This window comes from Pseudarthrobacter sp. alpha12b, assembly GCF_054130495.1.
Genome location: NZ_CP196746.1, coordinates 357,081 through 381,999, shown reverse-complemented (window position 1 = coordinate 381,999; position 24,919 = coordinate 357,081). Strand labels below are relative to the sequence as shown.

Genomic DNA, 24,919 nt, shown 5'->3' with positions numbered 1-24,919 from the left:
CCACGCTAGGGTTCGGGTGTTTCAGGGGGGTGCGGCGAATGTGTCCGGCGCGTAAAAGAGACCTAACCCGGCCGGAAATGCGTTCGTGATGCAGAAGTTAAGTTGGCGAAACAATTGGGAAACTGAGGCGAAACTGCCCCTCCCTAGGCTGGAGGCACAAGCTGCAGAGCACCGTCTGCGGCCCATGCGAAAGGCCCACAGTGACCGAACAGACTTCACGCACAGAGACTCCGCGCCGCATCGTCGTCGCCGGCGGCGGCCCCGCGGCCCACCGCTTTGCGGACGCGATGCATGCCCGCGGCCTCGACGGCTGGCACGTCACGGTCCTCACCGAAGAAGCCCACCTCCCCTACGACCGGGTGGCGCTCTCCAAGGCCCTCACCGATTCCGGAGTGGACCTTACCCTGGGCACAGCCTCGATGTGGGACCACGGTTCATTGGTCCTCAAGACCGGCGAACGCGTGGTGAAAATCGACGCCGGCGCAAAGACGGTGGAAACCGCCGCAGGCCACAGTTACGAATATGACCATCTGGTGGTGGCCACCGGCTCGGACGCCGTGCGCCTTCCCATCCCCGGTGCCGAACACGCCCACGTCTACCGCACCCTTGAGGACGTGTGGGCCATCAATAAGGCCATCACGGAACTCACCGGCAAGCTTGGCCGCAAGATCAACGCCGTTACCATCGGCGGTGGCCTCCTGGGGCTCGAATCGGCCGCCGGCACCGAGCAGCTGGGTGCCACCCCCGTTGTCATTAACGGGGCTCCCTGGCTGATGAACACCCAGTTGGACGAGGGCGCCGGACAGGCCCTGGGACGCCTCATCGAGGCGAAGGGCTTCGAAGTGCACGGCGGCGTGTTCCCGTCCGAAATTTTGACGGACGACGACGGCCAGGTCACCGGAGTGCTGATGGCGGACGGGCGCATCATCCCGGCCGACCTGGTGATCGTGGCGGTCGGCGTCAAGCCACGCGACGAGCTCTTCCGCGCCGCCGAAGGCGAGGACCAGCTCTTCAGCCTGGGCCAGCGCGGCGGCGTGGTCATCAACGACTACTGCGCCACTGAGGTCCCGGGCATCTGGGCCATCGGTGAAGTGGCCAACTTCGGCGGAATGTGCCTGGGCCTGGTGGCACCTGCCAACACCATGGCGGAGATCGTTGCCGACCGGCTGCACGGCGGCGACGCCACGTTCCCCGGGTTCGATACCGCCACCAAGCTCAAGCTTTCCGGCGTTGACGTCGCCAGCTTCGGTGATGCCTTCGCCCGCACCGAGCACGCCCTCGAGATCGTCTACGCGGACCCCGCCCGGGGCGTGTACCAAAAAATCGTGACCACGGACGACGCGAAGACGCTGCTCGGCGGCATCTTCGTCGGCGACGCGTCCCCGTACATGAGCCTGCGTCCCCTCCTGGGCCGTGAACTCCCGGCCGAACCGGGTGCCTTCCTGAGCGCGGCCGGCGGCGGCGAGGCGCCCGAGACCGAACTTCCCGATGACGCCACGCTCTGCTCCTGCAACAACGTCACCGCCGGCAGCATCAGGGACGCCATCAACGGCTGCGGCGCCTGTGAAGGCAACGCCCCCGTCCAGGAGCTCGGTGAGCTGAAGGGCTGCACCCGTGCCGGCACCCAGTGCGGTTCCTGCGTGCCCATGCTGAAGAAGCTGCTGGAAACCGAGCTGACCAAGTCCGGCGTGGAGGTCTCCAAGGCCCTATGCGAGCACGTCGAGCTGTCCCGCCAGGAGCTGTTTGATGCCATCCGCGTCCTGGGCCTGACCTCCTTCGAAGAAATCATGGCCAAGTACGGCACGGGCGCCGGCTGCGACATCTGCAAGCCCACCATCGCCAACATCCTGGCAAGCCAAAACAGTGCCTACGTCCTGGACGCCGGCCGCGGCACCCTGCAGGACACCAACGACCGGGCCCTGGCCAACATGCAGAAGGACGGCACCTACTCGGTGGTCCCACGGATCGCCGGCGGCGAGATCACCCCCAAGAAGCTCGGTGTGATCGCCGCCGTCGCTGAAAAGTACAACCTGTACACCAAGATCACCGGCGGCCAGCGGATCGATATGTTCGGCGCCCGGCTGGAGCAGCTTCCGGAAATCTGGAAGGAGCTGGTGGACGCCGGCTTCGAATCCGGCCAGGCCTACGGCAAGAGCCTGCGTACGGTGAAGTCCTGCGTCGGCTCCACCTGGTGCCGCTTCGGCGTCCAGGACTCGGTGGCAATGGCCATCCAGCTGGAACTGCGCTACCGCGGCCTGCGCAGCCCGCACAAGCTCAAGATGGGCGTCTCCGGCTGTGCCCGCGAGTGCGCCGAGGCCCGCGGCAAGGACGTGGGCGTGATCGCCACCGCAGACGGCTGGAACCTGTACGTCGGCGGCAACGGCGGCGCCACCCCGGCCCACGCCCAGCTCCTGGCCAAGGACCTCGACGACGAAACGCTGATCAAATACATCGACCGCTACTTCATGTACTACATCCGCACGGCCGACCGGCTGCAGCGCACGGCCCGGTGGCAGGAGGAGCTCGACGGCGGCATCAAGCACGTTGAGGACGTGGTGGTCAAGGACACGCTGGGCATCGCCGCAGAACTTGAGGCAGCCATGGCAAAGCACGTTGACACCTACGTGGATGAATGGGCCGACACCCTCAAGGATCCCGAGCGCCTGCGCCGGTTCCGCTCCTTCGTCAACGCACCCGACCAGAAGGACGATTCCATCACCTTCGTCCCCGACGAGCGCGGCCAGATGCGCCCCGCCACCGCCGAGGAAAAAGGCAAAGTCCTGATCGGCGCATCCATCCCGGTCCGCACGGCCACGACGGAAACCACCGGAAACGAGGCATAACCATGCAGCTCAGTATCGACCTCACCGGCCGGAACGTCCTGGTCACCGGCACCTCCACTGCCGCGCGGCAGGCGGTGCGGCGGTACGAAGCCGCGGGCGCCGTCGTCCATCGCCGCACCAGCCCGCAGGACGCCGGAGGTGACGCCGCCGGGCACGGCGCCGCGTTGCCGGAGCGGCTGTTCCTGGTTGCCGCCGTCGAGGACGGACAGCCCGGCTGGGACGTTTTCCTGGACCGCTGCCGGAAGACCGGCATCCCCGTCGCTGCGGAGCCGGCCGCCGGCCCCGCCGGACACGTCACCCTGGTGGGCGGCGGACCCGGCACCGGCGACCTGCTCACCGTGGCGGCCGTCAAGGCGCTGCGCGATGCCGACGTCGTGTTCTATGACCGCCTGGCACCGTACCAGGAACTGCCGCTGCTGACATCAGCGGAACTCGTGGACGTCGGAAAGAAGCCGGGGCACCACAAGGTCAGCCAGTCGGACATCGAAAAGCTGATGGTCGAAAGCGCGCTGGCCGGTAACAACGTGGTCCGCCTCAAGGGCGGCGACCCCTACGTCTTTGGCCGCGGCGGCGAGGAAGTTGCCGCCTGCGTGGCAGCCGGCGTCAAAGTGCGCGTCATTTCCGGTGTCACCAGCGCCATCTCGGTCCCGGCCGCCGCCGGCATCCCGGTGACCCACCGCGAAGTCAGCCACATGTTCACCGTGGTCTCCGGGCATGCGCCGCTGACGGAGAAGGAGCACCACCACCTGGCCGGCCTGGGCGGCACCATCGTGGTGCTCATGGGCATCGGCACCTTGCATCAGCTGGCGGCCGGCCTGCGCCGCGCGGGAATGCGCCCCGACATGCCCATGGCCGTGGTGGAGCGGGGCTACCGGCCCGGCCAGCGCACCACCATCGCAGACCTCGGCACCATCACCTCCGCCGCTGCCGGCTGCAGCAACCCTGCAGTGCTGGTCATTGGAGAGGTGGTGCGGGTGGCTGAAGCCAACCGGGATCACGCCGGTGCCGCCGCCGACCTGGACAGGCTGGCGGCCTCGCTGCTGGGATCATGAAAGGATTGACCCCCATGACTGCACTTGCACCGGCTGAACCAACGCAGGCTGACGAAGCCACCGACGCCGCGGAGTCGCCGCTGGAGGGATTCCGCATCGGCGTCACCTCGGACCGGCGCTCTCGCGACCTGATCGAGGCACTGGAACGCCGCGGCGCCGAAGTGCTGCACGCGCCCGCCTTGAAAATCGCTCCCGTCCAGGAGGATATGCGCCTCATCGAGGACACCCGCACCATCATCGCCGCCAGGCCGGACCTGTGCATCGCCACCACGGCCTACGGCATGCGCCGCTGGTGCGAAGCCGCGGACTCCTTCGGCATTGGGGATGAACTCCTGGACACGCTGGGGAACTGCCGCATGTTCGTCCGGGGACCCAAGGCCCGCGGTGCCGTCCGCGCGGCCGGCCTTGCCGACGTCGGCATCAGCAGCGACGAAACCACCTCCACCCTGGTGGACATGCTGCTCACCGAAGGCGTCCGGGGCAAGACCGTGGCCATGCAGCTGCACGGCTACACCGACGTCCGGCAGATCGAGCGGCTGCGGATGTCCGGCGCCACGGTGCTGACCGTGACGCCCTACCGCTGGGTCAAGCCCGACGGCGAGGACAAGCTTCCGCGGTTGATCGACGCCGCCTGCACCGGGAACCTGGACGTCCTGACCTTCACCAGCGCCCCCGCTGTGGACGCAATGTGGAGCACCGCCCATGAGATGGGCCTGTACAAGCAGCTGGTGGAAAGCCTGAAACTGAACGTCACCACCGCCGTTGTAGGTCCCGTGACGGCTCAGCCCCTCCTGGACGCCGGAATAACGCCGCTGATCCCGGAACGGTTCCGAATGGGTGCCCTCATCCGGCTGGTGTGCGAGCACCTGGCGCTGAACCATGTCCGCCGGCTGGACACCCGCTCGGGGAACATCGAGCTTCGGGGCCGCAGCCTGCGCATTGACGGCCAGCAGGTGGAGCTGGCGCCCGCTCCCCTGCTGCTCCTGCGCGCCCTGCTCGGCGCCGGCGGCGCTGTCCTGTCCCGTGAGTCGCTGTCCGACCTGCTGGAACTGCGCGGCTCCGTCCACGCGCTGGACATGACCGTGAGCCGTCTGCGGTCCTCCTTGCCGGACGGCAAGCTTGTTGAGACGGTGGTCAAACGCGGGTACCGGATCCGCGTCTGACGTCCGGAACCGGGCCAAATGTGTCGGCCCGCTCACGGATGAGAGGTGCGTCACGGGTTCTGTTACCGGCCGGTAAATACTGGCGAACAAGGGCCCGCTGAACAGCAACTGCGGGGAAACACGCCGGAAAAGACGCGAGCCTACGCTGGGTTCCATCACGAAGTTCCGGCCGCTACCGGCCGCCAGCGAAAGGGCCAGCACATGTCCGCTCCGGCACCCTCACCGTCCACCTCCGCCGCAACCCGCATTGTCATTGCCGGTGCCGGCCCCGCAGCACAGGCCCTGGTGGCGCAGCTGGACCGTGCCCGGTTCACCGGCACCATCACCGTGCTGAGCAACCGGGATGACACCCCTGCGGAACTGTTGGAGCTGGCCATGCTGCCCCAGGTCTCGGTACGCTTCGGCCAGCCTGCCAGCCACATCGACGCCGTCAACCGCACCGTGGCCACAGCGGACGGCATGGAATTTACCTACGACCAGCTGGTCATCGCCACCGGATCGGCCCCCGTGGCCGCCCCCGTGGACGGTTCAGCCCAGTGCCTGAGCTATGCAACCATCGACGACGCACCACGGATCGCGAAGGGCGTGCAGAAGGTGGCCCGGGAGCTGGGGCGGCGCCCTGTGGGGATTCTGGTGGGAACCGGCGCCGCAGCTGGACAAGCCGAGGCAGTCCTGCGGGCCAAGGGTGTCCGTCCCATCCGCACCACCGCCCGGCCGGCCGCCGTCATCCCCGCCGTCGTGTCGGGCGGATCCGCTGCCCGGCAGGCGGCGTCCGCTGTGGTCTTCGAGGACGGCAGCAGCATGACCGGTGACCTGGTTGTCCTGGCCGAGGAGCGGGTCTCGCGCGACGGCCTGGCCGACAGCGCGGGCCTGCAGACGGCAGCCGGGGGTGGCATCGTGATCACGCGGGACTACCGCACCTCCGTCCCGGGAATCTGGGCGATTGGGGACGCAGCAGCGTTCGACGGCGTACGGCTGGGGCTGCTGGTGGCGGCCGCTTCGGCGGCAGGCGCCTGCGCCACCCAGCTGCTGACAGCGGCATCCGCAGCGCCGGCCCTTGGGGCGGCGGCCTAAACGGCACGCCCCCGCTGCGGCGCCTGCCTGCGTGGGGGCCGCTGCGGTGCGGTCCGCTGTGACAAGATGGTTCCCGAAACCGAGTCAACGCCGGGCCCACAAGGCCTTCGAGAGGACCATCATGAGCAACGAAGCCACCGTTCACATGGGCGCCGCCGATCCTGCAGGCCCCGCGAACATCGCCGCCTACATTGACCACACCCTGCTCAAGCCCGAGGCCTCGGAGGGTGACGTGCTCAAGGTTTGTGCCGAGGCGGCCGAGTACGGGTTCAAGTCGGTCTGCGTCAACCCCATCTGGGTAAAGACCGTCACCACCGCGCTCCGGGGCTCAGGCGTCCTCACCTGTTCCGTGGTGGGTTTCCCCCTGGGGGCAACCCCCACGGACGTGAAGTCGTTCGAAGCCCGCGGCGCAGTTCTGGACGGCGCGCAAGAGGTGGACATGGTGATCAACGTCGCCGCCGCAAGGGCCGGTGACAAGGGCGCCCTGGCGGAGGACATCGCTGCCGTGGCCGAGACCGTGCACGCGGGCGGCGCCATCCTCAAAGTCATCATCGAAACAGCCCTCCTGACGGATGAGCAGAAGGTGCTGGCATGCCAGGCTGCCGTGGAGGCCGGAGCCGACTTCGTGAAGACCTCCACGGGATTCAACGGCGGCGGCGCCACCGTCGAGGACGTGGCCCTCATGCGCAGGACCGTGGGCCCGGACGTGGGCGTCAAGGCCTCCGGCGGCGTACGGTCCCTGGCCGATGCGCAGGCTATGATTGCAGCAGGTGCAACACGAATTGGTGCCAGCTCCGGGATTGCCATTGTCAAGGGTGAACAGGGTTCAGCCGCTTACTGACCTTGACCGGAAGCCGCCACAGATCAAGCCCCGCGGGGCCAAGGAGGAACACATGTCCAGCCAGATCAACGCGAGCCGGGACACGGCATCCAACCAGGAATCCGTCCGGACCCCGCAGAACGAAAACAACCTCGCCACCAGCGTTGTTCTGTTCGTGATCTGCTTCGCCCTGTTCCTGGGCGCCATCTACTCGCTGTCCTTCCTCAGCCTGGGCAACCCCTGGCCCATGGCCGTCTGCCTGATCCTCTTCGCGCTGGCGTTCTGGATCCCGCAGACCATCCTGGGCCGCTCCGACTCCGCCGGCGAGCACTAAAAAGCCACATAAGTACCAGCACAACAGCAACGGACCGGCGGACAATGTCCGCCGGTCCGTTGCTGTTGTGCTGAAGAAGTCGCTGCCGGCTAGAACCAGAGCCTGATCCACGCCCCCGCGGCTGCTGCCACGCGGCCCCAATGGTGCTGGGCGATGGCCAAGCCGGCCATAGACATGCCCACCATGGCGTACGCGCTCACCGGGATCAGCACCAGCCACTCCCGCTTGGAGCCGGCGCGGCCCAGCAGGGGTACGGACAGGGCGCCATTGGCCCGCCAGACGTTCCGCAGCAGGGGCAGCCGGCGCAGCACTTTCGGCGGCCGGACCACCAGCGGCCACAGCAGCGGCACTCCCCCGGTGGTGATCAGGTCGCCGACAATGTGCACCACCACCCCGATCAGCATCGACGTGGGCAGCCAGGTCCACTGATCCGGCGCGTACACCGTGACCAGGCCCGCCATTATGAGCGCGAAAATCCAGTTGGAGATAAAGCCGGATTTGGGGAAGAGCTTCAGTGCCTTCGCCGCGATGTTGATCAGGAACATGCACAGCAACCCTGCGCCGACGGACAGGCGGCCCCAGCCGGTGTCCATATGGACCTGCGACGCCAGCCCGGCCAGGAACACGAAGGCCGCCGCGCCAAGGATGGAGTGCGTGCCCTGCCGGTGTCCGCCGCTGGCGTTCTCAATGCCGCGGGCGATCACGTTGGACAGCGGTGGCAGCGAGTGGGCCACCGTGCTGGAGCGGTGGTCCCAGTCGCATACCAGCGCGGTGCCCGCCGTGGCCATGCCGCCGATGAGGATGCCCGTGGGATCCAGCGGGTACCAGCCCAGCGTGTACGGGCCGGTGGACGCAACAGCAACCCACGCCGCGGCTCCTGACGCGGCGTGGTGTCCTCCCATCAAGTCCTAATTCACCGCCAGCGGGGCATCGGAAAAGATGTTGCGGATGACGCCGTTGGCCCATTCCAGGATTTCCGCATCCTGGAGGTCGCGGCCGCCGATCCGTGCGGTCTTCGGCTTGGGGATGAGGATGGCGTCCAGGGCGGGTTTGGACTGCGAACCGGGGTACATCCGGTTCAACCGCATGGTCTTGGACTCCGGGAGCGATGCCGGGGAGAACTTGATGAAGTTGCCCTGCAGCGCCACGTCAGACAGGCCGGCCTCGCGCGCGGCGACACGGAACCGTGCCACCTCCACCAGGTTCAGGGCAGGCAGCGGCAGTTCGCCGTAACGGTCCACCAGTTCAGCCTGGACCTCCTCGATGGACTCGTTGGTGAGGGCGGCGGCGAGCTTGCGGTAGGCCTCCAGACGCAGCCGTTCCCCGGGAACGTAGTCGTGCGGCAGGTGCGCGTTGACCGGCAGCTCGATCTTCATCTCCGCTGCCTTCTCTTCCGCCTCGCCGCGGAAGTCCGCCACGGCCTCGCCCACCAGGCGGATGTACAGGTCAAAGCCCACCCCCTGGATGTGGCCCGACTGTTCACCGCCCAACAGGTTGCCGGCACCGCGGATTTCGAGGTCCTTCATGGCCAGCTGCATGCCGGCACCCAGTTCGTTGTGTGCAGCCACCGCCTTCAGCCTCTCCAGCGCCACCTCGCCCAGCGGCTTCTCCGACGGGTAGAGGAAGTACGCGTAGGCGCGCTCACGGCCACGGCCCACCCGCCCCCGGAGCTGGTGCAGCTGGGACAGGCCATATTTGTCCGCCCCGTCCACGATCAGCGTGTTGGCGTTGGAGATGTCCAGGCCGGTCTCGATGATGGTGGTGCAGACCAGGACGTCGAACCGCTTCTCCCAGAAGTCCACGATGATCTGCTCCAGGCGGCTCTCGGACATCTTGCCATGTGCCACCTCAACGCGGGCCTCCGGCACCAGTTCCCGGATCTTCGCCGCGGTCCGCTCGATGGTGGACACCCGGTTGTGGACAAAGAACACCTGGCCTTCGCGCATCAGCTCGCGGCGGATGGCCGCGGAGGTCTGCTTGTCCGTGTAGGGGCCAACGTACGTCAGCACGGGGTGCCGCTCCTCCGGCGGGGTGGCCAAGGTGGAGGTTTCCCGGATGCCGGTGAGGGACATCTCCAGGGTGCGGGGAATCGGGGTTGCACTCATGGCCAGGACGTCCACATTGGTGCGCATCTTCTTCAGCGCTTCCTTGTGCTCCACACCAAACCGCTGTTCCTCATCCACGATCACCAGGCCGAGGTCCTTGAACTCGAAGTCCTTGGACAGCAGCCGGTGGGTACCGATCACCACGTCCACGGCGCCGCTCTTGACGCCTTCGGCGGTCTCCTTGGACTCCTTGGCGGACTGGAAGCGGGACAGCGGCTTGACCCTCAGGGGGAAGCCGGAGAAACGCTCGGTGAACGTCTCGTAGTGCTGCTGGGCCAGCAGCGTGGTGGGCACCAGCACAGCCACCTGCTTGCCGTCCTGCACCGCCTTGAATGCAGCACGGACCGCGATCTCGGTCTTGCCGTAGCCAACGTCGCCGGACACCAGCCGGTCCATGGGGATTTCCCGCTCCATGTCCGCCTTGACCTCGTTGATGGTGGTCAGCTGGTCCGGCGTCTCCACGTACGGGAAAGCTTCCTCAAGCTCGCGTTGCCAGGGCGTATCGGGGCCGAAAGCATGTCCGCGGGAGGCCATGCGGGCCGAGTACAGCCGGATCAGCTCGCCGGCGATCTCCTTGACGGCCTTGCGTGCCTTGGACTTGGTGCTGGCCCAGTCCGCGCCGCCCATTTTGCTCAGGACAGGGGTGTCGCCGCCCACGTAGCGGGTCACCTGGTCCAGCTGGTCGGTGGGGACGAACAACCGGTCTCCGGGGCCGCCGCGCTTGGCGGGCGCGTATTCGAGCACCAGGTATTCCCGGACGCCGTCGCCGCCGCCGGCCACCTTGCGCTGGATGAGTTCCACGAACCGGCCGATGCCGTGCTGTTCGTGGACCACATGGTCCCCCGCCACCAGCTGCAGGGGGTCGACGGCGTTGCGCCGCTTGGAGGGCATGCGCCGCATGTCCTTGGTGGACCCCGCGGAGGTGCGGCCCAGCAGGTCGGCCTCGGTGAGCAGGCCAAGTTTGAGGCCATCCAGGACAAAACCGCGGCCGACGGCGGCGGTGGTCACCTCGATAATGCCCGCCTGGGGTTCGTGGTCCAGGCTGTCGACGCGGGCGCACGGGATGTCGTTCTCGTGGAAGAGTTCCGCCAGGCGCTGTGCGGGGCCCGGGCCTTCGGTGGCCACCACGATCCGCCACTGGTCGCGGACATGTGACCCAATGAAGTCCATCATCTCGGCAACGTCACCCTGGTAGCCGCGTGGTTCCCTGGCGTGCAGGTTCAGGACGTCGATCTCGGGCAGCAGTTCCGCGTCCTGCGCCAGTGACGTGATGGACCACCAGGACACGCCGTGCGCCAGGGCGGAGCCGCGGGTTTCGGCCAGCGAGCGGAAGCTCGCCGAATGAAGCGCTTCGGACGCCTGGGAGGTAAGGTCCAAAGGCGCCGCCCCGCCGTCGGAGGCCGTGGACCAGGCCGCCTCGAGGAACTCCTCGTTGGTGGCGGCAAGATCGTGGGCGCGGGTGCGCACCTTCTCCGGCTCAATCACCACGGCGATGGAATCCGCGGGCAGCTGGTCCACGAACGGAACCATCGCGTCCACCAGTACCGGCGCCAGCGATTCCATGCCCTCCACCGCGATGCCGCCGGCGATTTTCTCCAGCATGTCCGCCGCGGCCGGAAGCTGGGATTTCAGGGTGGCCGCGCGGGACATCACAGAGGGGGTGATGAGGATTTCCCGGCACGGCGGGGCGTGCAGCTCGGTGGGGTGGTGGATGCCCGGGGCGGACAGCGAGCGCTGGTCTGCCACGGCGAACCAGCGCATCTGGTCCACCTCGTCCCCGAAGAACTCCACGCGGATCGGGTGGTCCTCGGTGGGCGGGAAGACGTCGATAATGCCGCCGCGGACAGCAAACTCGCCACGGTGGGTCACCATGTCCACCCGGGCATACGCGGCGTCCGCGAGGCGCTTCACCACGTCGGAGAAGGGAACCTCCTGGCCCACCTTCAACGTGACGGGAACCAGATCACCAAGGCCTGCCACCACGGGCTGGACCACGGCGCGAACGGGTGCGACGACCACGCGAAGCCGGCCCGCCGTCGAGCTTTCCGGGTGTGCCAGGCGGCGCAGCACTGAAAGCCGGCGGCCTACTGTGTCCGAACGCGGCGACAGCCGTTCATGCGGGAGGGTCTCCCAGCTGGGAAACTCAGCCACCGAATCCGCTGGCAGGTAGGCGCGCAGGGCTGCCGTAAGGTCCTCCGCCTCCCGGCCGGTGGCGGTGACGGCCAGCACCACGCCCGGCCCCACGGCGCGGTCCTGTTCTGCCACGGCGGCGGCCAGCCCGTCCGCCATCTCCGCCAGCAGCACGGGGCGCAGGCCGGCAGGAGCGCTGATCTGGTAATCCTGACCGCGGACGTCGAATCCCCGGGCGGATTCGGCGCGGACTCGGGCGAACGTCCGGTCCGGCTCCAGGGCGCGGCGCAGTCCGTCCAGCGACGGGGTGGTGCTGGATGTGCCGGCGGCGGACTGGCCGGGAAGACTCATGACAGAAGCTCCTGTGGTGTTCAGCGAAAACAAGCAGGCAACGCGAAAACCCGAAATTCGCTGCGAATCCCGGGTACTCCCAGCCTACCGCGCAGGAGCGACATGGCAGCACGGCGCCCACAGGCCTAGGCTGGCAGGGCCGGGCCAATTCATCGGAGCAGCCGTCCGGAACGGCCGCCACTCCGAACTGCCCAGTGATACAGGTGCCAGGACGAACAGGAGCCAGCATGACCGCAATGAATGCCCAGCAAACACCAAAGACCGTCCTCGTTACCGGTGCCACCGGCTATATTGGCGGCCGGCTGGTGCCCAAACTGCTGGAGGCGGGCCACACGGTGAAGGTGCTGGTCCGCTCCCCCGACAAGATCGCCGGTGTCCCATGGCGGGACAAAGTGGACGTGGTGCAAAGCAGCCTTGACGACGGCGACGCCCTCCGTGAAGCCCTGGCCGGCGTCGACGTCTTCTACTATCTGGTGCATTCCATGGCCGCGGGGGCGGGGTTCGAGGCGAAGGAAAAGGCCATGGCCTCAACCGCGGCGGAGGCTGCAGCCGCCGCGGGCGTACACCGGATCGTCTACCTGGGCGGCCTGCACCCCCAGAACGTGGAGCTATCCACGCACATGCGGTCCCGGGAAGCGGTGGGCAAGGTGTTCCTGGACAGCCCGGTGGACGCCATCGTGTTCCAGGCAGGCGTGGTCATCGGTTCCGGTTCCGCCTCCTTCGAAATGATCCGCCACCTCTCCGAAACGCTTCCCCTGATGCCCGCGCCCAGCTGGGTGCGCAACAGGATCGAAGCCATTGCCGTGCGTGATGTCCTCTACTACCTGGTGTCCGCGGCATCACTGGAAGGCCCTATCAACCGGACCTTCGACATCGGCTGCCGGCAGGTGCTGACGTACGCGGGAATGATGAAGGAGTATGCCGCGGAGGCAGGACTGCCCTACCGGGTGGTGCTGGCGCTGCCGGTGCCGGCACCCAAACTGGCAGGCATGTGGGTGGCGCTGACAACACCCATTCCCCTCTCCATGGCCGTGCCCCTGGTCCAGTCGCTGCAGCATGACGCTGTATCCAACGAGCACGACATCGACCGGTACATCCCCCAGCCCGACGGCGGACTGACCACCTACCGCACGGCGGTTGCCTTGGCGCTGGGCAAGGAGCGGGACGGCCAGGTGGAGACCACCTGGGCCAACGCCGGCGCTGACTCAGACCCCCTTCCCAGCGACCCCGACTGGGCGGGGCACAAGGTGTACATCGACGAGCGGACGTTCCACGGCGATGTGGACCCGGCCCACGTGTGGACCATCATCGAGGGCATCGGCGGCCGCAACGGCTGGTACTCGCTGCCGCTGGCCTGGCAGGTCCGGGGCTGGCTGGACAAACTGACCGGCGGCGCCGGCCTGCTGCGCGGCCGCCGGCACCCGCACACCCTGGCCACCGGCGAGGTGGTGGACTGGTGGCGCGTGGAGCGGATCGACCGGGGCAGCCTCCTCCGGCTGCGCGCCGAAATGCGTGCACCCGGCCGTGCCTGGCTGGAGCTCTCCGTGGAGCCGGACGGCACGGGCAGCCGCTACCGGCAGCGCGCCATTTTCTTCCCCAAAGGACTCAGCGGCCGGCTGTACTGGCTCGCCGTCCTGCCGTTCCACAGCCTGATCTTCCCGGCCATGGCGCGCAACATCACCGCGGAGGCCCGGAAACTGGCCGATGCCGAGCCCGCGGCCGCCACCGCGTAGGATGTTGGAGGCGTAAATCCTTTCCCCACACGTCCCAGGAGGACCCATGGCGCTGAGCGCAACCACCACCCTTCCGCACTCCGTTGACAGCGTTGCCGCTGTGCTGGTGAACGAGGATTTCCAGCGCCACGTCAGCCAGCTGGTGGGCGGCAGCCTGGAGTCCTTCACCGTGGACGGCGACATCGCCGGGGCCTTCAACGCCACCTCCGTGCGTACCCTCCCCACCACCAGGCTCCCCGAAATCGCCCGGAAGTTCGTGGGTGAGCACCTCAAGGTGACCCAGGTGGAGAACTGGGAAGCCCCCGCAGCCGACGGCTCCCGTCAGAGCAACATTTCGCTGAAGATCGCCGGCGCCCCGGTGGACGTCACCGCCGTCCAGCGCCTGGTGGCCGATGGCGGTGGAACCCGGGTGGAGCTCGAGGGCGCCGTTAAGTCCTCCGTTCCGTTCCTTGGCGGAAAGATCGCGGATGCCGCCGAGCCCATGGTGGCCAAGGCACTGAACCTGCAGGCCGCACAGGCGCAGGCCTGGCTCGAAAGCCACTAGCCCCATGCAGCTTCCCGTCTTCGCCGCGCTGGTCCTGATCATCGCCGGCGTTTGGTCGCTGGTGGTCTGGCCGCAGTTCCTGCGCCGGGTGATGAAGGATCCGCGGGCCCGCGATGCGGCCGGCAAGGCAACCAGGTTCCTGACCGTCCATGTGGTGCTGGTGAGCATCTCCATGGTGCTCGGGCTCGCCACCGCAGTGATCGGCGTCCTCGGCCTCCTTGGCTGAGCTGGCACCCGGTCCCAGCCACGCGTTTCTCACACCAAACGGCCCGGGCCTTCCTCCTGCTGGAGGAAGGCCCGGGCCGTTTGCTGTCCGCTGTCTGCTGTCCGGCTCAGGCGGCCTGGTTGAGCGCGTCCTCGGCCGCCACCCAGGAAATCATGGCGCACTTGACCCGGGCTGCGTAGCGGGCCACTCCCTCGAACGCTGCGGCGTCACCCAGCAGCTCAGGATCGGCATGGACCTTGCCCCGGGAGCGGAGCACCTCCCGGAAGCTGTCGATGACTTCATGCAGTTCGGCCACCGTCATGCCTTCGGCGAGATCGGTGAGGACCGACGCGGAGGCCATGGAGATGGAGCACCCGGCCCCGTCCCAGGCAATCTGGGCCACCTTTCCCTCCTGGACGGCAAGCCGGAGGGTCACTTCGTCTCCGCACACCGGGTTGAGCTGGTGCGACTGCCCCGTGGACGTGCCTTCAGGCGCTTCCGTGGCGGCGAGCCCGCTGCCGTGGCGGGCCTTGGAATGATCCAGGATGATCTGCTGGTACAGCTGGTCAAGGCTCATGGTGTACCTTTCGTCTTCTCCGCTAGGCGCGGAAGTAGGCCCGGACGCCCGCGACGGCTTCGAGGAAGCGGTCCACGTCGTCAGTGGTGTTGTAGAGGTAGGCGCTGGCCCGGGTGGTGGCGGTCAGGCCAAGCCTTCGGTGCAGCGGCTGGGCGCAGTGGTGGCCCACGCGGACGGCGATTCCCCGGGAGTCCAGGAACTGCCCCACGTCATGGGCGTGGACGCCTTCGACGTCGAAGGCGGCAAGGCCGATCCGCTCCTTGGCGGCGGCCGGGCCCAGGACGCGCACGCCGGGAATGGATTCCAGCCCCGCCACCATGCGCTGGCCAAGGTCGGCCTCCCACCGGTGGATGCGGTCCAGCCCGGTTTCGGTAAGGTAGTTCGCGGCCGCGGCAAGGGCTACTGCCTGGGAGATGCGCTGGGTTCCGGCTTCGAACCGCTGCGGCGCCGGAAGGTACTCGGCCCGCTCCATGGTGACGGTGGTGATCATCGATCCGCCCGTCAGGAACGGCGGCAGGATGTCCAGGAGTTCCTGCCTCCCGTACAGCACGCCGATTCCTGTGGGGGCGAGCATCTTGTGGCCGGAGAAGACCGCGAAGTCCACGTCAAGTTCCTTGACATCCAGGGGCAGGTGCGGCGCGGACTGGCAGGCGTCGAGGACGACCAGGGCGCCCGCGGCGTGCCCCAGGGCCGTCAGTTCCTGCACAGGATTGATGATTCCCAGGACGTTGGAAGCGTGGGTGAAGGCCAGGACCTTGGTGCGGGGGCCGATGATTTCTTTGGCCTGCTCCATGCGGAGGCTGCCGTCGTCCGCAATGGGGATGTAGCGGAGCGTGGCCCCGGTACGGAAGGCCAGTTCCTGCCATGGGATCAGGTTGGCGTGGTGCTCCATTTCGGTCACCACGATTTCGTCGCCGGGCTTCAGCGCCAGTCCCCTGAGGCCCTGGTCGCCCCGTCCCTGGGCAGCCCACAACCCGGCATTGGACAGCGCATAGGAGATGAGGTTCAACCCCTCTGTGGCGTTGGACGTCCAGATGGTTTCCGCGTAATCCGCGCCGATGAAGTCGGCTATGGTCTGGCGGGCATCTTCGAAGACTTCGGTAGCCTCCACGGCAAGATGGTGGGCGCCCCGGTGCACTGCAGCGTTGCGCTGCTCGTAGAATTCCTGCTCGGCTTCGATGACGCTCACGGGGTTTTGCGACGTGGCCCCGGAGTCCAGGTAGACCAGCGGTTGCCCGTTGACCAGCTGGTTGAGGACCGGGAAGTCATTGCGGATGCGCAGCACCTCGGCGTTATCCATGACAGGTACGGCGCGTTCCAGTGTGGCTGGCGTTGATACTACGGCCAAAACGAACTCCTTGGGCTGCCAATGGCTGACACCCAATTGTCCCACACACGGCTGTGGCGGCCGCCCCGGAGGGGCAGCCGCCACCGCTGCCCCGGGCTTCAGCCGAGGGAGCAGAGGGCCGGCGACGGCTGGGGGGAGAGTCTCGGTCTCAGAAGACTCTGACGTCGCCGGCCCCGTCTATGCCCGGTCCCTGGGGACCGGAAGTTGAGAAGGCCTCAATGTCCTGTTCGGCTGCTCTGCGGCGTCCAGCTGGCCGCTTTGCTTTGCCTCCTTAAGTAAATCCCCTGGCGCCCTCCCGTACACGAGTAGGGAGTACTCGAATCCCCCGGGGAGTACTACCGGGGCGAGGCGCGTCTCTACCCGCCGCATCGTTCGGGGCGCACGGCGGGAAGCCCGCGGTGCAGCACCGCTCCCAGGCAGACGACGGCGGACGGGCACCAGGAGCCGCAGGTGCCGCGTGGGCAGGGGGCGGCCGACGGCGGACAGGCATCAGGTGCCGCAGGTGCCGCGTGGGCAGGGGGCGCCGGCGAGGGACGGACAGCGGCAGGGCGGCGGCATGGTTGCGGCCGGAACCTACTTGGGCAGGGCCGACTCCAGTTCATCGCGGCTGCGGACCCCGAGCTTGACGTAGGTGCGGTACAGGTGGCCTTCCACCGTCCGCACGGAGACCATCAGCCGCTGCGCGATCTCACGGTCGGTCAGTCCCTGTACGGCCAGCTCGACGATGTCCTGTTCCCGCCGGGTGAGGCGTACCGCAGGCGCCGCGGCAATGAAGCGGCCTTCACGGAACCGTTCACCCAGTTCGTGGTCGCACTTCTCGCGCTGGGCAACGGCCTGCCGGGACCGGCGGCGTTCCCCGGCCTGATCCAGCACGGTGCTGGCACGGGCATAGGCTTCACGGGCCAGATTGACAAAGCCTGCCTCCTCCAGCGAGGCAGCCGTTGCCATGAGGGTGTCGCCGTCGGCGTTTTCCCAGGCGGTGGCCAGCGTCAGCAGCGCTTCCGCCCAGCGGCCTTCCACCCCGCGGGCGGCTGCCTGCACCATGGGGACCACCGAGGGGTCCCCAAGGTCCCAGCACATGGCAAAGACTTCCAGAAGGTTCCCGGTCCGGGCGGAAGCCTCCGTGGTGGTCATCAGGGTCTGCAGCGCAGCCAGGCCCTTGCCGTCGCGGGCCAGGTACTCAGCGGCTGCTGCTGCGTAGGCCTCGGCGAGGAGCTCATGCGCGGGCCATCCGGCGTCGGCATCCTTGTGATCCTGTTCCAGGCGTCTTGCCTGCTCCGCGTCCCCCAGCCTGGCTGCAGCGTAGAAGCCAAGCGCGGTGCCAAACCGGTACAGCTGCAATGGGTCGTTGAGCCTCAACGCCTCGACGGCGGGCAACAGGACCTGGTAGGCGCGCTCCATTCTCCCCTGCCGCAGCAGCGAGTAGCCCTGGAGCAGCTGAAGGCTCCCGTTGAAGGTGGCCGTGCCGGGTGCATTTCCGGTGGCGTAGTGGTTGATCTCCCGCTCTGCCGACTCCCATTCACCCATGGCCAAGTAGTCGGAGACCAGCCGCCCCAGCACGAACTCAGGGAAGAAAAACAGGCTGCCTTCCAGCGGGGGAAGTTCCGAGGCTGCCAGGAGAGCGGCTTCCAGGCCCTGGACGGGGCGCCCGGCGGAAGCCAGGGCATGGGCAAGGAGACCCTCGGCCAAGGCCCGGAGCGGTTCTCCGCCCGCGCCCGTGTGGCGGTTCCGCATTGTGTCCACTTCGTTGGTCAACGCCTGGACATTTACCTCGGCACCCAGCTGGAGCAGGTGCATGAGCTCTTCCTGCCAGCCCCTTTCGCCGCCGGAAAATGCGCCGTGCTTTTCGACGTCCTCCGCCACGACCCCCAGCGGGTGGCCGATCGCCTGGTGCGCCGAGACCCGGAGCAGCAGGACCGCGGGCCCCTCGGGGTCTTCTGCCAGCGGGAGCCAGCAGCCGTCCAGGAGGGCCGCTGCCTCTGAATAGGCGCCCTCGTTGTACAGCGCCCGCGCCTGGATGGCCTGGGCCATCGGAACCAGCTGGGGATGGTGGATGCGGGCCGCAATGGAACGGGCGCTGTGGTTGCGGAACCGCATCAGGGCCTCTTTGGCAGCCGACAGCATGTCCTCGTCGCCAACCCGGACGCCGCACTCCAGGGCCCACTCCACGGACCGCAACCGGCCCTCCCCCTGCAGCAGGGCGGGATCCTGGTGGGCTTTGACCCTCTCCAGCAGCTGGAGGCTGCGGGAGACGGAGACCGTGTTCCGGATGGCGCCGGCGAAGAGTCCGTTCCAGATGGAAAGCTCGGCTGGAATGCCGGGGGTTTCCACGATGATCTGCTGGTCCAGCAGGGAGCGGACCACAGCCGCTCCGCTGATGTCTTCGATGACTTTACGGCCAACCGGACCGGCAAGGGCGATGAGCTTCAGGGCTTCCTGTTCCTCGGGCCCCCGCCGGAGGTGGTCTTTGGCAACCACCCCTGCGAGCCGTGCCCCATCTGCGGGCAGGGGGCCCAGCAGCATCCAGATTCCATTGCGCTTGGCAAGGACGCCGGTTTCAGCGGAGTCATGGAGCAGGGCATCAAGGATCCGGGGATTGCCTCCTGATGCATTCCAGATGGCATCCACTGTTGCCCCGGGGACCGTGCCGTCAAGGACGTGGGCCAGGACCTCTTCGATCTGTTCACGGTTGAGGGGCCGGAGGTCCACGCGCTCGGCAAGTCCGTCGTACCACAGCTGGTCCAGCGGCTGCGGCAGGCCGGGCCGGGGACGGGCGGCAGCGACCACCGTTGCCCATCCGGCCGAAATCACCTCGGCCAGTATGCCTGCCGATGCATCATCCAGGTGGTGGGCATCGTCCACTGCAAGCAGGACAGCTGCACCGTTGCCGGCTTTCAGTTTCTCGAAGTATGACCACATTGAACGGAGCACTGCCACGGGTGAGACGGACTCCTCAGCGGTGAGCTCCCCCGTATAAGGGGTCAGGACCCCAAATGGCACCCCTGCCAGGGCCGAGCTGGCGTGTATGCGCAGGACGCTCATACCCGCGGAAAGGCGCTCCACCACGGCGTCAGTTACGGCCGACTTTCCAATACCCGGGCCGGCCATGATGAAAACGGCCCGGTGTGTGCCGTTCCGGACCAGGTTGCAGATCCGGTCCACCGGCTCGCGGCGGCCGGTAAGGAGCCGGTGCGCAGCCGCCGGCTTGTGGCCATTAGACGAGTCCAGTCAGATCACCCCTTGAAGTCACGCCCAGCTTGGTGAAGACCTGGTACAGGTGGCCCTCCACAGTGCGGACTGACACGCCCATTTCCATGGCGATGTCACGGTTTGAGGCGCCGCGGCCGGCCATCCGGGCAATCTGCCGTTCCCGGCTGGTCAGCAGCGGACTCCCGCTACTGGGCACGATAGGCAGGTTCAACACGGTGGCGGCAAGGATGTCCAGCCGGGCCTGCGCCGTCCTTGCTGAAAGGGCGTCCCCATCCTGGCGGGCGAAATCCACTGCCAGTGCCATGCACCGGGCTTCAACGGCATCGAGTTCGAGTGTCGCCGCCAGTTCGCCGCCGGAAAGGAGGACTTTGGCATCCTTTGTCCTGCTTCCGACGGCGATCAGCCGTGAGACTTCTGCCAAGGGGCCCTGCCGGCGGCCGGCGATCTCCTCCAATAGTCGGAAGTCGGTGTCGCTGCCGTTCACGGTTGCTGCGAGCAGGTACATGCCCGCGACGGTGTGCCTGCCCGCCTCCACGTTCCGGCGGGCTCCCTGCTTCAGGCCTGCCACCGCCTCAGAGTCGCCCAGCCAGCGCCCGGCGACGAGGGCGCAAAACTCGATGATGCTCTCCGTGGCAAATCCTGCGCTTCCGGGCGTTCTTTGCAGTTTGGTGAGGTACTTGCGGGCAAAGGCGGCATTGCCGGTCTGGGCGTACGCCAGAGCCGTAGCGGCGTACGCGGTTCGCAGGGCTGCCTGGACCGGTTGCAGTTCCAGCTGGGCGGTTGCGGAGATTAGCGGCTCCAAGGCGGCCTCGCCGCGGCCGGAAAAGGCGAAGGCCACCCCGGCAGCGAGTTCGGTGGCGGCGCTGCGGTACGGCAGCCGGTGGGGCTGCCCCACACTGAAGGGGCTGAGGAGGTCGATGCAGCGCCGCCACTGGCCGGCCATCAGCAGGACGAAGTAGGCCTCCCTGACATAGCGCTCACGGAGGCCCACGATGTGTGAGGCGTCGGTGAGCTGGCCGCCGAGTTGACGCATGAGCCCCAGCGCGTCCATCTCGCGCCCGGTCAACGCGAGGGCGCTCATCAGGGTGATCGCAGACTGGAGCCGGAACGCGGTGTCCGGGTTGCCGGCAGGATCGGCCGCCCGTTCGAGCGCGGGGATCAGGGCTGCGTAATCGCCGTCATGGGCCCGGTACTCGAATTCGCTCAAGGAGATCCGGTTCGCTGCAACCGCTGCGGGTGCAGGCCAGGTACAGTGCTGCGCCGTTTTATCCAGCTGTTCCCGCGCGGAGGCGAGCAGTTCCGGGACCTTGCCCGCCTGCTCCGGAATGAAGCCCATGACCCGCGCTTTGGCGGCGATTACCTGGGCGTACTCCTCAGGGTCCAGGGCCTCGAGTTCGGGCTGGGAAATATCCTCCAGGGCGGAAAGAGCCTGGACCGGCATGTCCAGCTGAAGGTAGGCCGCAGCCTTTTGCCGCTGCGCCGGCGCCCATTGGGCGTCGGTCCGCCGCAGCATTTCTGCATAGGTCAAGGCAAACCGGGGGTCGAAGAGCTGTACCGCGGCCTGTGCAGCCGCCAACGCCAGCGCGGGGCTCAATTCGGCCTCGCACTCGTGGGTCCAGGCGGCGAAGGACATCAGTTCTTCCACCGTCATGGTTGCCGGGTCCGGCTCACGGCCGCCCAGCAACACACTGCGAAGCTCCCGCCGCCGGGAAATGCTCAGCCAGGTCCTGACGACGTCCCCGATGTATTTCTCCCGCAGTGACACCCAGCGGTGCTCGGAGTCGTCGATCTCCAGCAGACCGCCGTCTTCCATGTCCGCAACCACGTCCGCGCCATAGATGGCGGTAAGGCCGGACAGCTCCACCCGCCGGGCACAGGAGAGCATCTCGATGACCTCCCGGGTTTCGGGTGTTTCCCGCGACCAGCGGGAGCGGACAATGTCATCGAGGCTGGCAGCGCCGTCGAGCACTACTTTGTCCCGCAGCGTCCAGACGGAATCAGACAGGACCAGGTTCCCGGAAAGCTGCTGTTCGGTGACCAGGGCCTTGAGCAGCAAGGGGTTCCCGCCCACCATCTGGTGGTAGGTGCTGACCAGGGAGGAAGCGACGCGGTGACCCAGCAGCGACAGCAGGACCTGCCGGGTCTGCAGCTCGTTGAGGTTGCTGAGCCGCACTTCGGTCAGCTTCCGGTCCGTCAGCAGCCAGTGGAAGTCCGCGGGCAAATCACTGGAGTTGGGGGCAACGGCAACAATTTTTGCCGTACCGGTCAGCAGGACGTTCAGCAGCACCCCGGCGCTCATGTCATCGATGCTGGCGGAGGTATCCAGCGTAATGACGCATGGCCTTCCGGCGGCGTCGCTGCGGATAAGCGAGGTGATGCCCCGCAGGATGGCGGTGGGGGACCCCATGTAGGCCTGCGGCAGCCGGGCCAGCAGGAACGACAGGCAGCCGTACGGAGTGGTGGATCCGGACGGCACGTTCCGTAGCTGCAGTGACCAGATATCCGGGCCCAGGTCTGCCACTGCTGCGCGGGCCAGGGAGGACTTACCCACTCCCTTGGCGCCGGTGATCACAACACCCAGGGAGTTTTCGCTGGTCAGCGCGGTGCGGACGGCATCGAGGTTGGCACTTCTAGCAGGCATGGACCATTGCTGGCCCTCCGGCGCCCCGGAGGTTGGCGTGGGCAGCCCGTCACCTTGCGGCATTGACCCACGTCCCCAGCTGAGTGGCTCGATTGACATGAACTTTTCCCCTACATCCTGCAATAGCGGGATGTAGCCCCTTTGCTCCCCCGCATAGGAAGAAGACTACCCTGTGCCACAGACAGGGAAACAGGGCCGGAAGGAACTTTTACGATTCCGGCTGGCGTGAGCCGGCTTTGGCGGGGTGGAACGTCTGCTGTGCGGCGGTGAGCCCTTCACGGAGCAGGGCCTCTACGGCATCGGCGGCGTCATCCAGCAGGAATGGCAGTTCCTTATGCTCCGCGGTGCCGAAATCGCGCAGTACGTAATCGGCGGTGTCCATCCTGCCGGGCGGCCGTCCCACCCCCACACGGACCCTCAGGTAGTCCTTGGTGCCGAGCGCCTTGGAGATGTCCCGCAGCCCGTTGTGGCCACCTTCTCCGCCGCCCAGCTTAAAGTTTGACAGTGTTGAACGGAATATCGATCTCGTCATGGACGGCAACCACGTGGTCTGCCGGGATGCCGTAAAAGTTGGCGAGGGCGGAGACCGGTCCGCCGGAGACGTTCATGTAGCTCATCGGCTTCGCCAGGACCACCCTGGGTCCACCGATACCCAGCCGGCCTTCGAGGACCTGGGCGCGGGCCTTGTGGGTTCTGAACCCGGCACCGATGCGGCCTGCGAGTTCATCGAGTACCATCTGGCCCACGTTGTGCCTGTTGCCTTGGTACTGTGCACCGGGGTTGCCGAGGCCGACGATCAGCCAGGTATCTGTCATGGACTCAATCCTATGGGGGCGGCTTGGGCAGGAGGGAACCGGGGGCACACGTGGACGCCTGCCTCCGGACATGACAGTGGCCGGACCCCAAGGGGCCCGGCCACTGCGGGAAACTGCGGAGTGGTTACTCGCCTGCGGCTTCTTCGGCTGCGGGAGCTTCCTCTGCTGCGCCCTCGGCAACAGCTTCGGTTTCTGCTTCCTCGGCGATTTCGACGGCCTCGGAGACGTTCACCACGAGTGCCTCGGCGTCGGTCAGGAGGACGGTGCCCTTGGACAGGACCAGGTCGGAGGCGTGGATGTGCTCGCCGGCGGCGCGGCCTTCGATGCTGACGACGACGGACTCGGGCAGGTGGGTTGCCTCGGCCTCGAGGGACACAACCGTCAGTTCCAGGTTGTGGACGGTGCCGGGAGCGGTCTCGCCCTCAACGTGGACCGGAACGTCAACCGTGACCTTCTCGCCCTGGCGGACGGTCAGGAGGTCGATGTGCTCGATGATCTGCTTTACGGGATCGCGCTGGACGTCCTTGACCAGGGCCAGGTGGCCCTCGCCGTTGATGTCCAGGGACAGCAGGGCGTTGGCGGTGCGGACGGCCAGGGTGGTGGCCTTTGCCGGAAGGGTGACGTGGATGGGCTCTGCGCCGTGGCCGTAGATGACGGCGGGGATCAGGTTGGCCATCCGGGCGCGGCGGGCGTAGCCCTTGCCGAATTCGGTGCGCAGTTCTGCTGCGAGCTTCTGCTCAGACATGGAAATCTCCTTGAAGACTAAACGGTGTTCAGCAAGGGCGGAGGTCTGGTGTGACCTTCAACGCCGGGCGGCCGGATGGCGGCCCTTCAAGAAGGCAGTCCTTCGGGTGAAGGACTGGTCAGACCCAGTCGATAACGGAGACCTGCAAGCCGGTGTACCGGTTGCTCTCCCTCGCCAAGGTATCGGTAAGAGTCTACCAGCGCCGGGCGCGTTTACTAAAACGCGCCCGGCGCCGGCAGCGGCCGGCTTAGGCCTTGCCGTCGAAGAGGCTGGTGACCGAACCGTCGTCGAACACTTCACGGATGGCCCTGGCAATCAGTGGCGCGATCGAAAGCACCGTCAGCTGCGGGAAGCGCTGTGACGAATGCAGCGGGAGGGTGTTGGTGACCACCACTTCACGGGCGCCGGACTCCGAGAGGCGGCGGGCCGCGGGGTCGGAGAAGACGGCGTGGGTGGCCGCGATGATGACGTCCTTGGCGCCTGCGTTCTTCAGGACCGTGACAGCGCCGGAAATCGTTCCGCCGGTATCGATCATGTCGTCGATCAGGACGCAGGTGCGCCCCTCGATCTGGCCCACCACGGTCTTGGAAACGGCCTGGTTGGGGACGGTGAGGTCACGGCTCTTGTGGACAAAGGCAAGGGGCGCGCCGCCGAGACGCTCGGCCCACTGCTCGGCGACTCGGACGCGGCCGGTGTCCGGCGACACGACGGTGATGTTGTCCGAGCCCACACGGGTTCGGATGTAGTCGGCGAGCAGCGGGATGGCCATGAGGTGGTCAACCGGGCCGTCGAAGAAGCCCTGGATCTGGGAGGTGTGCAGGTCCACGCTCATGATGCGGTCTGCGCCGGCGGTCTTGTAGAGATCCGCCACCAGCCGGGCGGAGATGGGCTCGCGGCCGCGGCCCTTCTTGTCCTGGCGGGCATACGGGTAGAACGGCGAAACCACCGTGATCCGCTTGGCGGAGGCCCGCTTCAGCGAATCGATCATGATCAGCTGTTCCATGAGGTGGTTGTTAAGCGGGGCGGGGTGCGCCTGGATCACAAAGGCGTCGGTGCCGCGGACACTTTCGCCGGCACGGACGTAGATCTCGCCGTTCGCGAAGTCGTAGGCATCCAGCGGGAGGAGTTCGGTGCCGAGCTCCTTGGCGATTTCCCGGGCCAGCTCCGGATGGGCCCGCCCGGAGGCAAGCACCAGCTTCTTCTCGCCGTGCGCCGTAATTTCGCTCATT

General features: G+C 67.2%; 17 protein-coding genes and 1 pseudogene. 9 read left to right on the top strand and 9 right to left on the bottom strand.

Features of this window, described 5'->3' with window-relative positions; genetic code table 11:
• Positions 1 to 200: 200 nt before the first annotated feature.
• From nirB to ACTAQI_RS01675, 6 genes are all read left to right on the top strand, one after another.
• Complete coding sequence (gene nirB, locus ACTAQI_RS01700) at positions 201 to 2,843, top strand: nitrite reductase large subunit NirB (RefSeq protein ID WP_457949129.1); 2,643 nt, start codon at positions 201 to 203, stop codon at positions 2,841 to 2,843.
• A gap of 2 nt (positions 2,844 to 2,845) precedes the next feature.
• On the top strand, positions 2,846 to 3,895 hold the full coding sequence (gene cobA, locus ACTAQI_RS01695) for a uroporphyrinogen-III C-methyltransferase (protein ID WP_457949128.1): 1,050 nt from the start codon (positions 2,846 to 2,848) through the stop codon (positions 3,893 to 3,895).
• Positions 3,896 to 3,909: 14 nt separating this feature from the next.
• Positions 3,910 to 5,058: a uroporphyrinogen-III synthase gene (locus ACTAQI_RS01690; protein ID WP_457949127.1), complete on the top strand. Its 1,149-nt coding sequence runs from the start codon at positions 3,910 to 3,912 to the stop codon at positions 5,056 to 5,058.
• A 201-nt stretch (positions 5,059 to 5,259) separates the two neighbouring features.
• Positions 5,260 to 6,132, top strand: a complete 873-nt coding sequence (locus ACTAQI_RS01685) for an FAD-dependent oxidoreductase (RefSeq protein WP_457949126.1) — start codon at positions 5,260 to 5,262, stop codon at positions 6,130 to 6,132.
• Between the two features lie 121 nt (positions 6,133 to 6,253).
• Complete coding sequence (deoC, locus tag ACTAQI_RS01680; RefSeq protein ID WP_457949125.1) at positions 6,254 to 6,973, top strand: deoxyribose-phosphate aldolase; 720 nt, start codon at positions 6,254 to 6,256, stop codon at positions 6,971 to 6,973.
• Positions 6,974 to 7,025: 52 nt separating this feature from the next.
• Positions 7,026 to 7,286, top strand: a complete 261-nt coding sequence (locus tag ACTAQI_RS01675) for a hypothetical protein (RefSeq protein ID WP_457949124.1) — start codon at positions 7,026 to 7,028, stop codon at positions 7,284 to 7,286.
• 89 nt (positions 7,287 to 7,375) lie between these two features.
• On the opposite strand, the gene ACTAQI_RS01670 is transcribed toward ACTAQI_RS01675, so the two are convergent.
• Positions 7,376 to 8,188, bottom strand: coding sequence for a metal-dependent hydrolase (locus tag ACTAQI_RS01670; RefSeq protein ID WP_457949122.1), 813 nt, complete (start codon positions 8,186 to 8,188; stop codon positions 7,376 to 7,378).
• Positions 8,189 to 8,194: 6 nt separating this feature from the next.
• Complete coding sequence (mfd, locus tag ACTAQI_RS01665; protein ID WP_457949121.1) at positions 8,195 to 11,872, bottom strand: transcription-repair coupling factor; 3,678 nt, start codon at positions 11,870 to 11,872, stop codon at positions 8,195 to 8,197.
• Positions 11,873 to 12,099: 227 nt separating this feature from the next.
• Here mfd and ACTAQI_RS01660 point away from each other — a divergent pair, with 227 nt between their 5' ends.
• The 3 genes from ACTAQI_RS01660 to ACTAQI_RS01650 are packed head-to-tail and all read left to right on the top strand — an operon-like array spanning position 12,100 to position 14,375.
• Positions 12,100 to 13,605 carry an SDR family oxidoreductase gene (locus ACTAQI_RS01660; RefSeq protein WP_457949120.1) on the top strand — a complete coding sequence of 502 codons (1,506 nt, stop codon included), beginning with the start codon at positions 12,100 to 12,102 and terminating at the stop codon, positions 13,603 to 13,605.
• 46 nt (positions 13,606 to 13,651) lie between these two features.
• Positions 13,652 to 14,149, top strand: a complete 498-nt coding sequence (locus ACTAQI_RS01655; protein ID WP_457949118.1) for a DUF2505 domain-containing protein — start codon at positions 13,652 to 13,654, stop codon at positions 14,147 to 14,149.
• A 4-nt stretch (positions 14,150 to 14,153) separates the two neighbouring features.
• The gene (locus ACTAQI_RS01650) at positions 14,154 to 14,375 is read left to right on the top strand and encodes an SCO4848 family membrane protein (RefSeq protein WP_159632487.1); all 222 of its coding nucleotides are present in this window, start codon (positions 14,154 to 14,156) and stop codon (positions 14,373 to 14,375) included.
• A gap of 106 nt (positions 14,376 to 14,481) precedes the next feature.
• On the opposite strand, the gene sufU is transcribed toward ACTAQI_RS01650, so the two are convergent.
• From sufU to ACTAQI_RS01615, 7 genes and pseudogenes are all read right to left on the bottom strand, one after another.
• Positions 14,482 to 14,931 carry a Fe-S cluster assembly sulfur transfer protein SufU gene (sufU, locus tag ACTAQI_RS01645; protein ID WP_159632488.1) on the bottom strand — a complete coding sequence of 150 codons (450 nt, stop codon included), beginning with the start codon at positions 14,929 to 14,931 and terminating at the stop codon, positions 14,482 to 14,484.
• Between the two features lie 22 nt (positions 14,932 to 14,953).
• A complete protein-coding gene (locus tag ACTAQI_RS01640) occupies positions 14,954 to 16,279 on the bottom strand; it encodes a SufS family cysteine desulfurase (RefSeq protein WP_457949116.1) in 1,326 nt (441 codons plus the stop codon).
• A gap of 573 nt (positions 16,280 to 16,852) precedes the next feature.
• A complete protein-coding gene (locus ACTAQI_RS01635; protein ID WP_457949114.1) occupies positions 16,853 to 19,387 on the bottom strand; it encodes a LuxR C-terminal-related transcriptional regulator in 2,535 nt (844 codons plus the stop codon).
• 106 nt (positions 19,388 to 19,493) lie between these two features.
• Positions 19,494 to 22,229: a LuxR C-terminal-related transcriptional regulator gene (locus ACTAQI_RS01630; protein ID WP_457949112.1), complete on the bottom strand. Its 2,736-nt coding sequence runs from the start codon at positions 22,227 to 22,229 to the stop codon at positions 19,494 to 19,496.
• A 109-nt stretch (positions 22,230 to 22,338) separates the two neighbouring features.
• Positions 22,339 to 22,945, bottom strand: a pseudogene (gene pth / locus ACTAQI_RS01625) (aminoacyl-tRNA hydrolase).
• 124 nt (positions 22,946 to 23,069) lie between these two features.
• The gene (locus tag ACTAQI_RS01620) at positions 23,070 to 23,690 is read right to left on the bottom strand and encodes a 50S ribosomal protein L25/general stress protein Ctc (protein ID WP_457949110.1); all 621 of its coding nucleotides are present in this window, start codon (positions 23,688 to 23,690) and stop codon (positions 23,070 to 23,072) included.
• Between the two features lie 247 nt (positions 23,691 to 23,937).
• On the bottom strand, positions 23,938 to 24,918 hold the full coding sequence (locus tag ACTAQI_RS01615) for a ribose-phosphate diphosphokinase (RefSeq protein ID WP_457949109.1): 981 nt from the start codon (positions 24,916 to 24,918) through the stop codon (positions 23,938 to 23,940).
• Position 24,919: the final 1 nt, after the last annotated feature.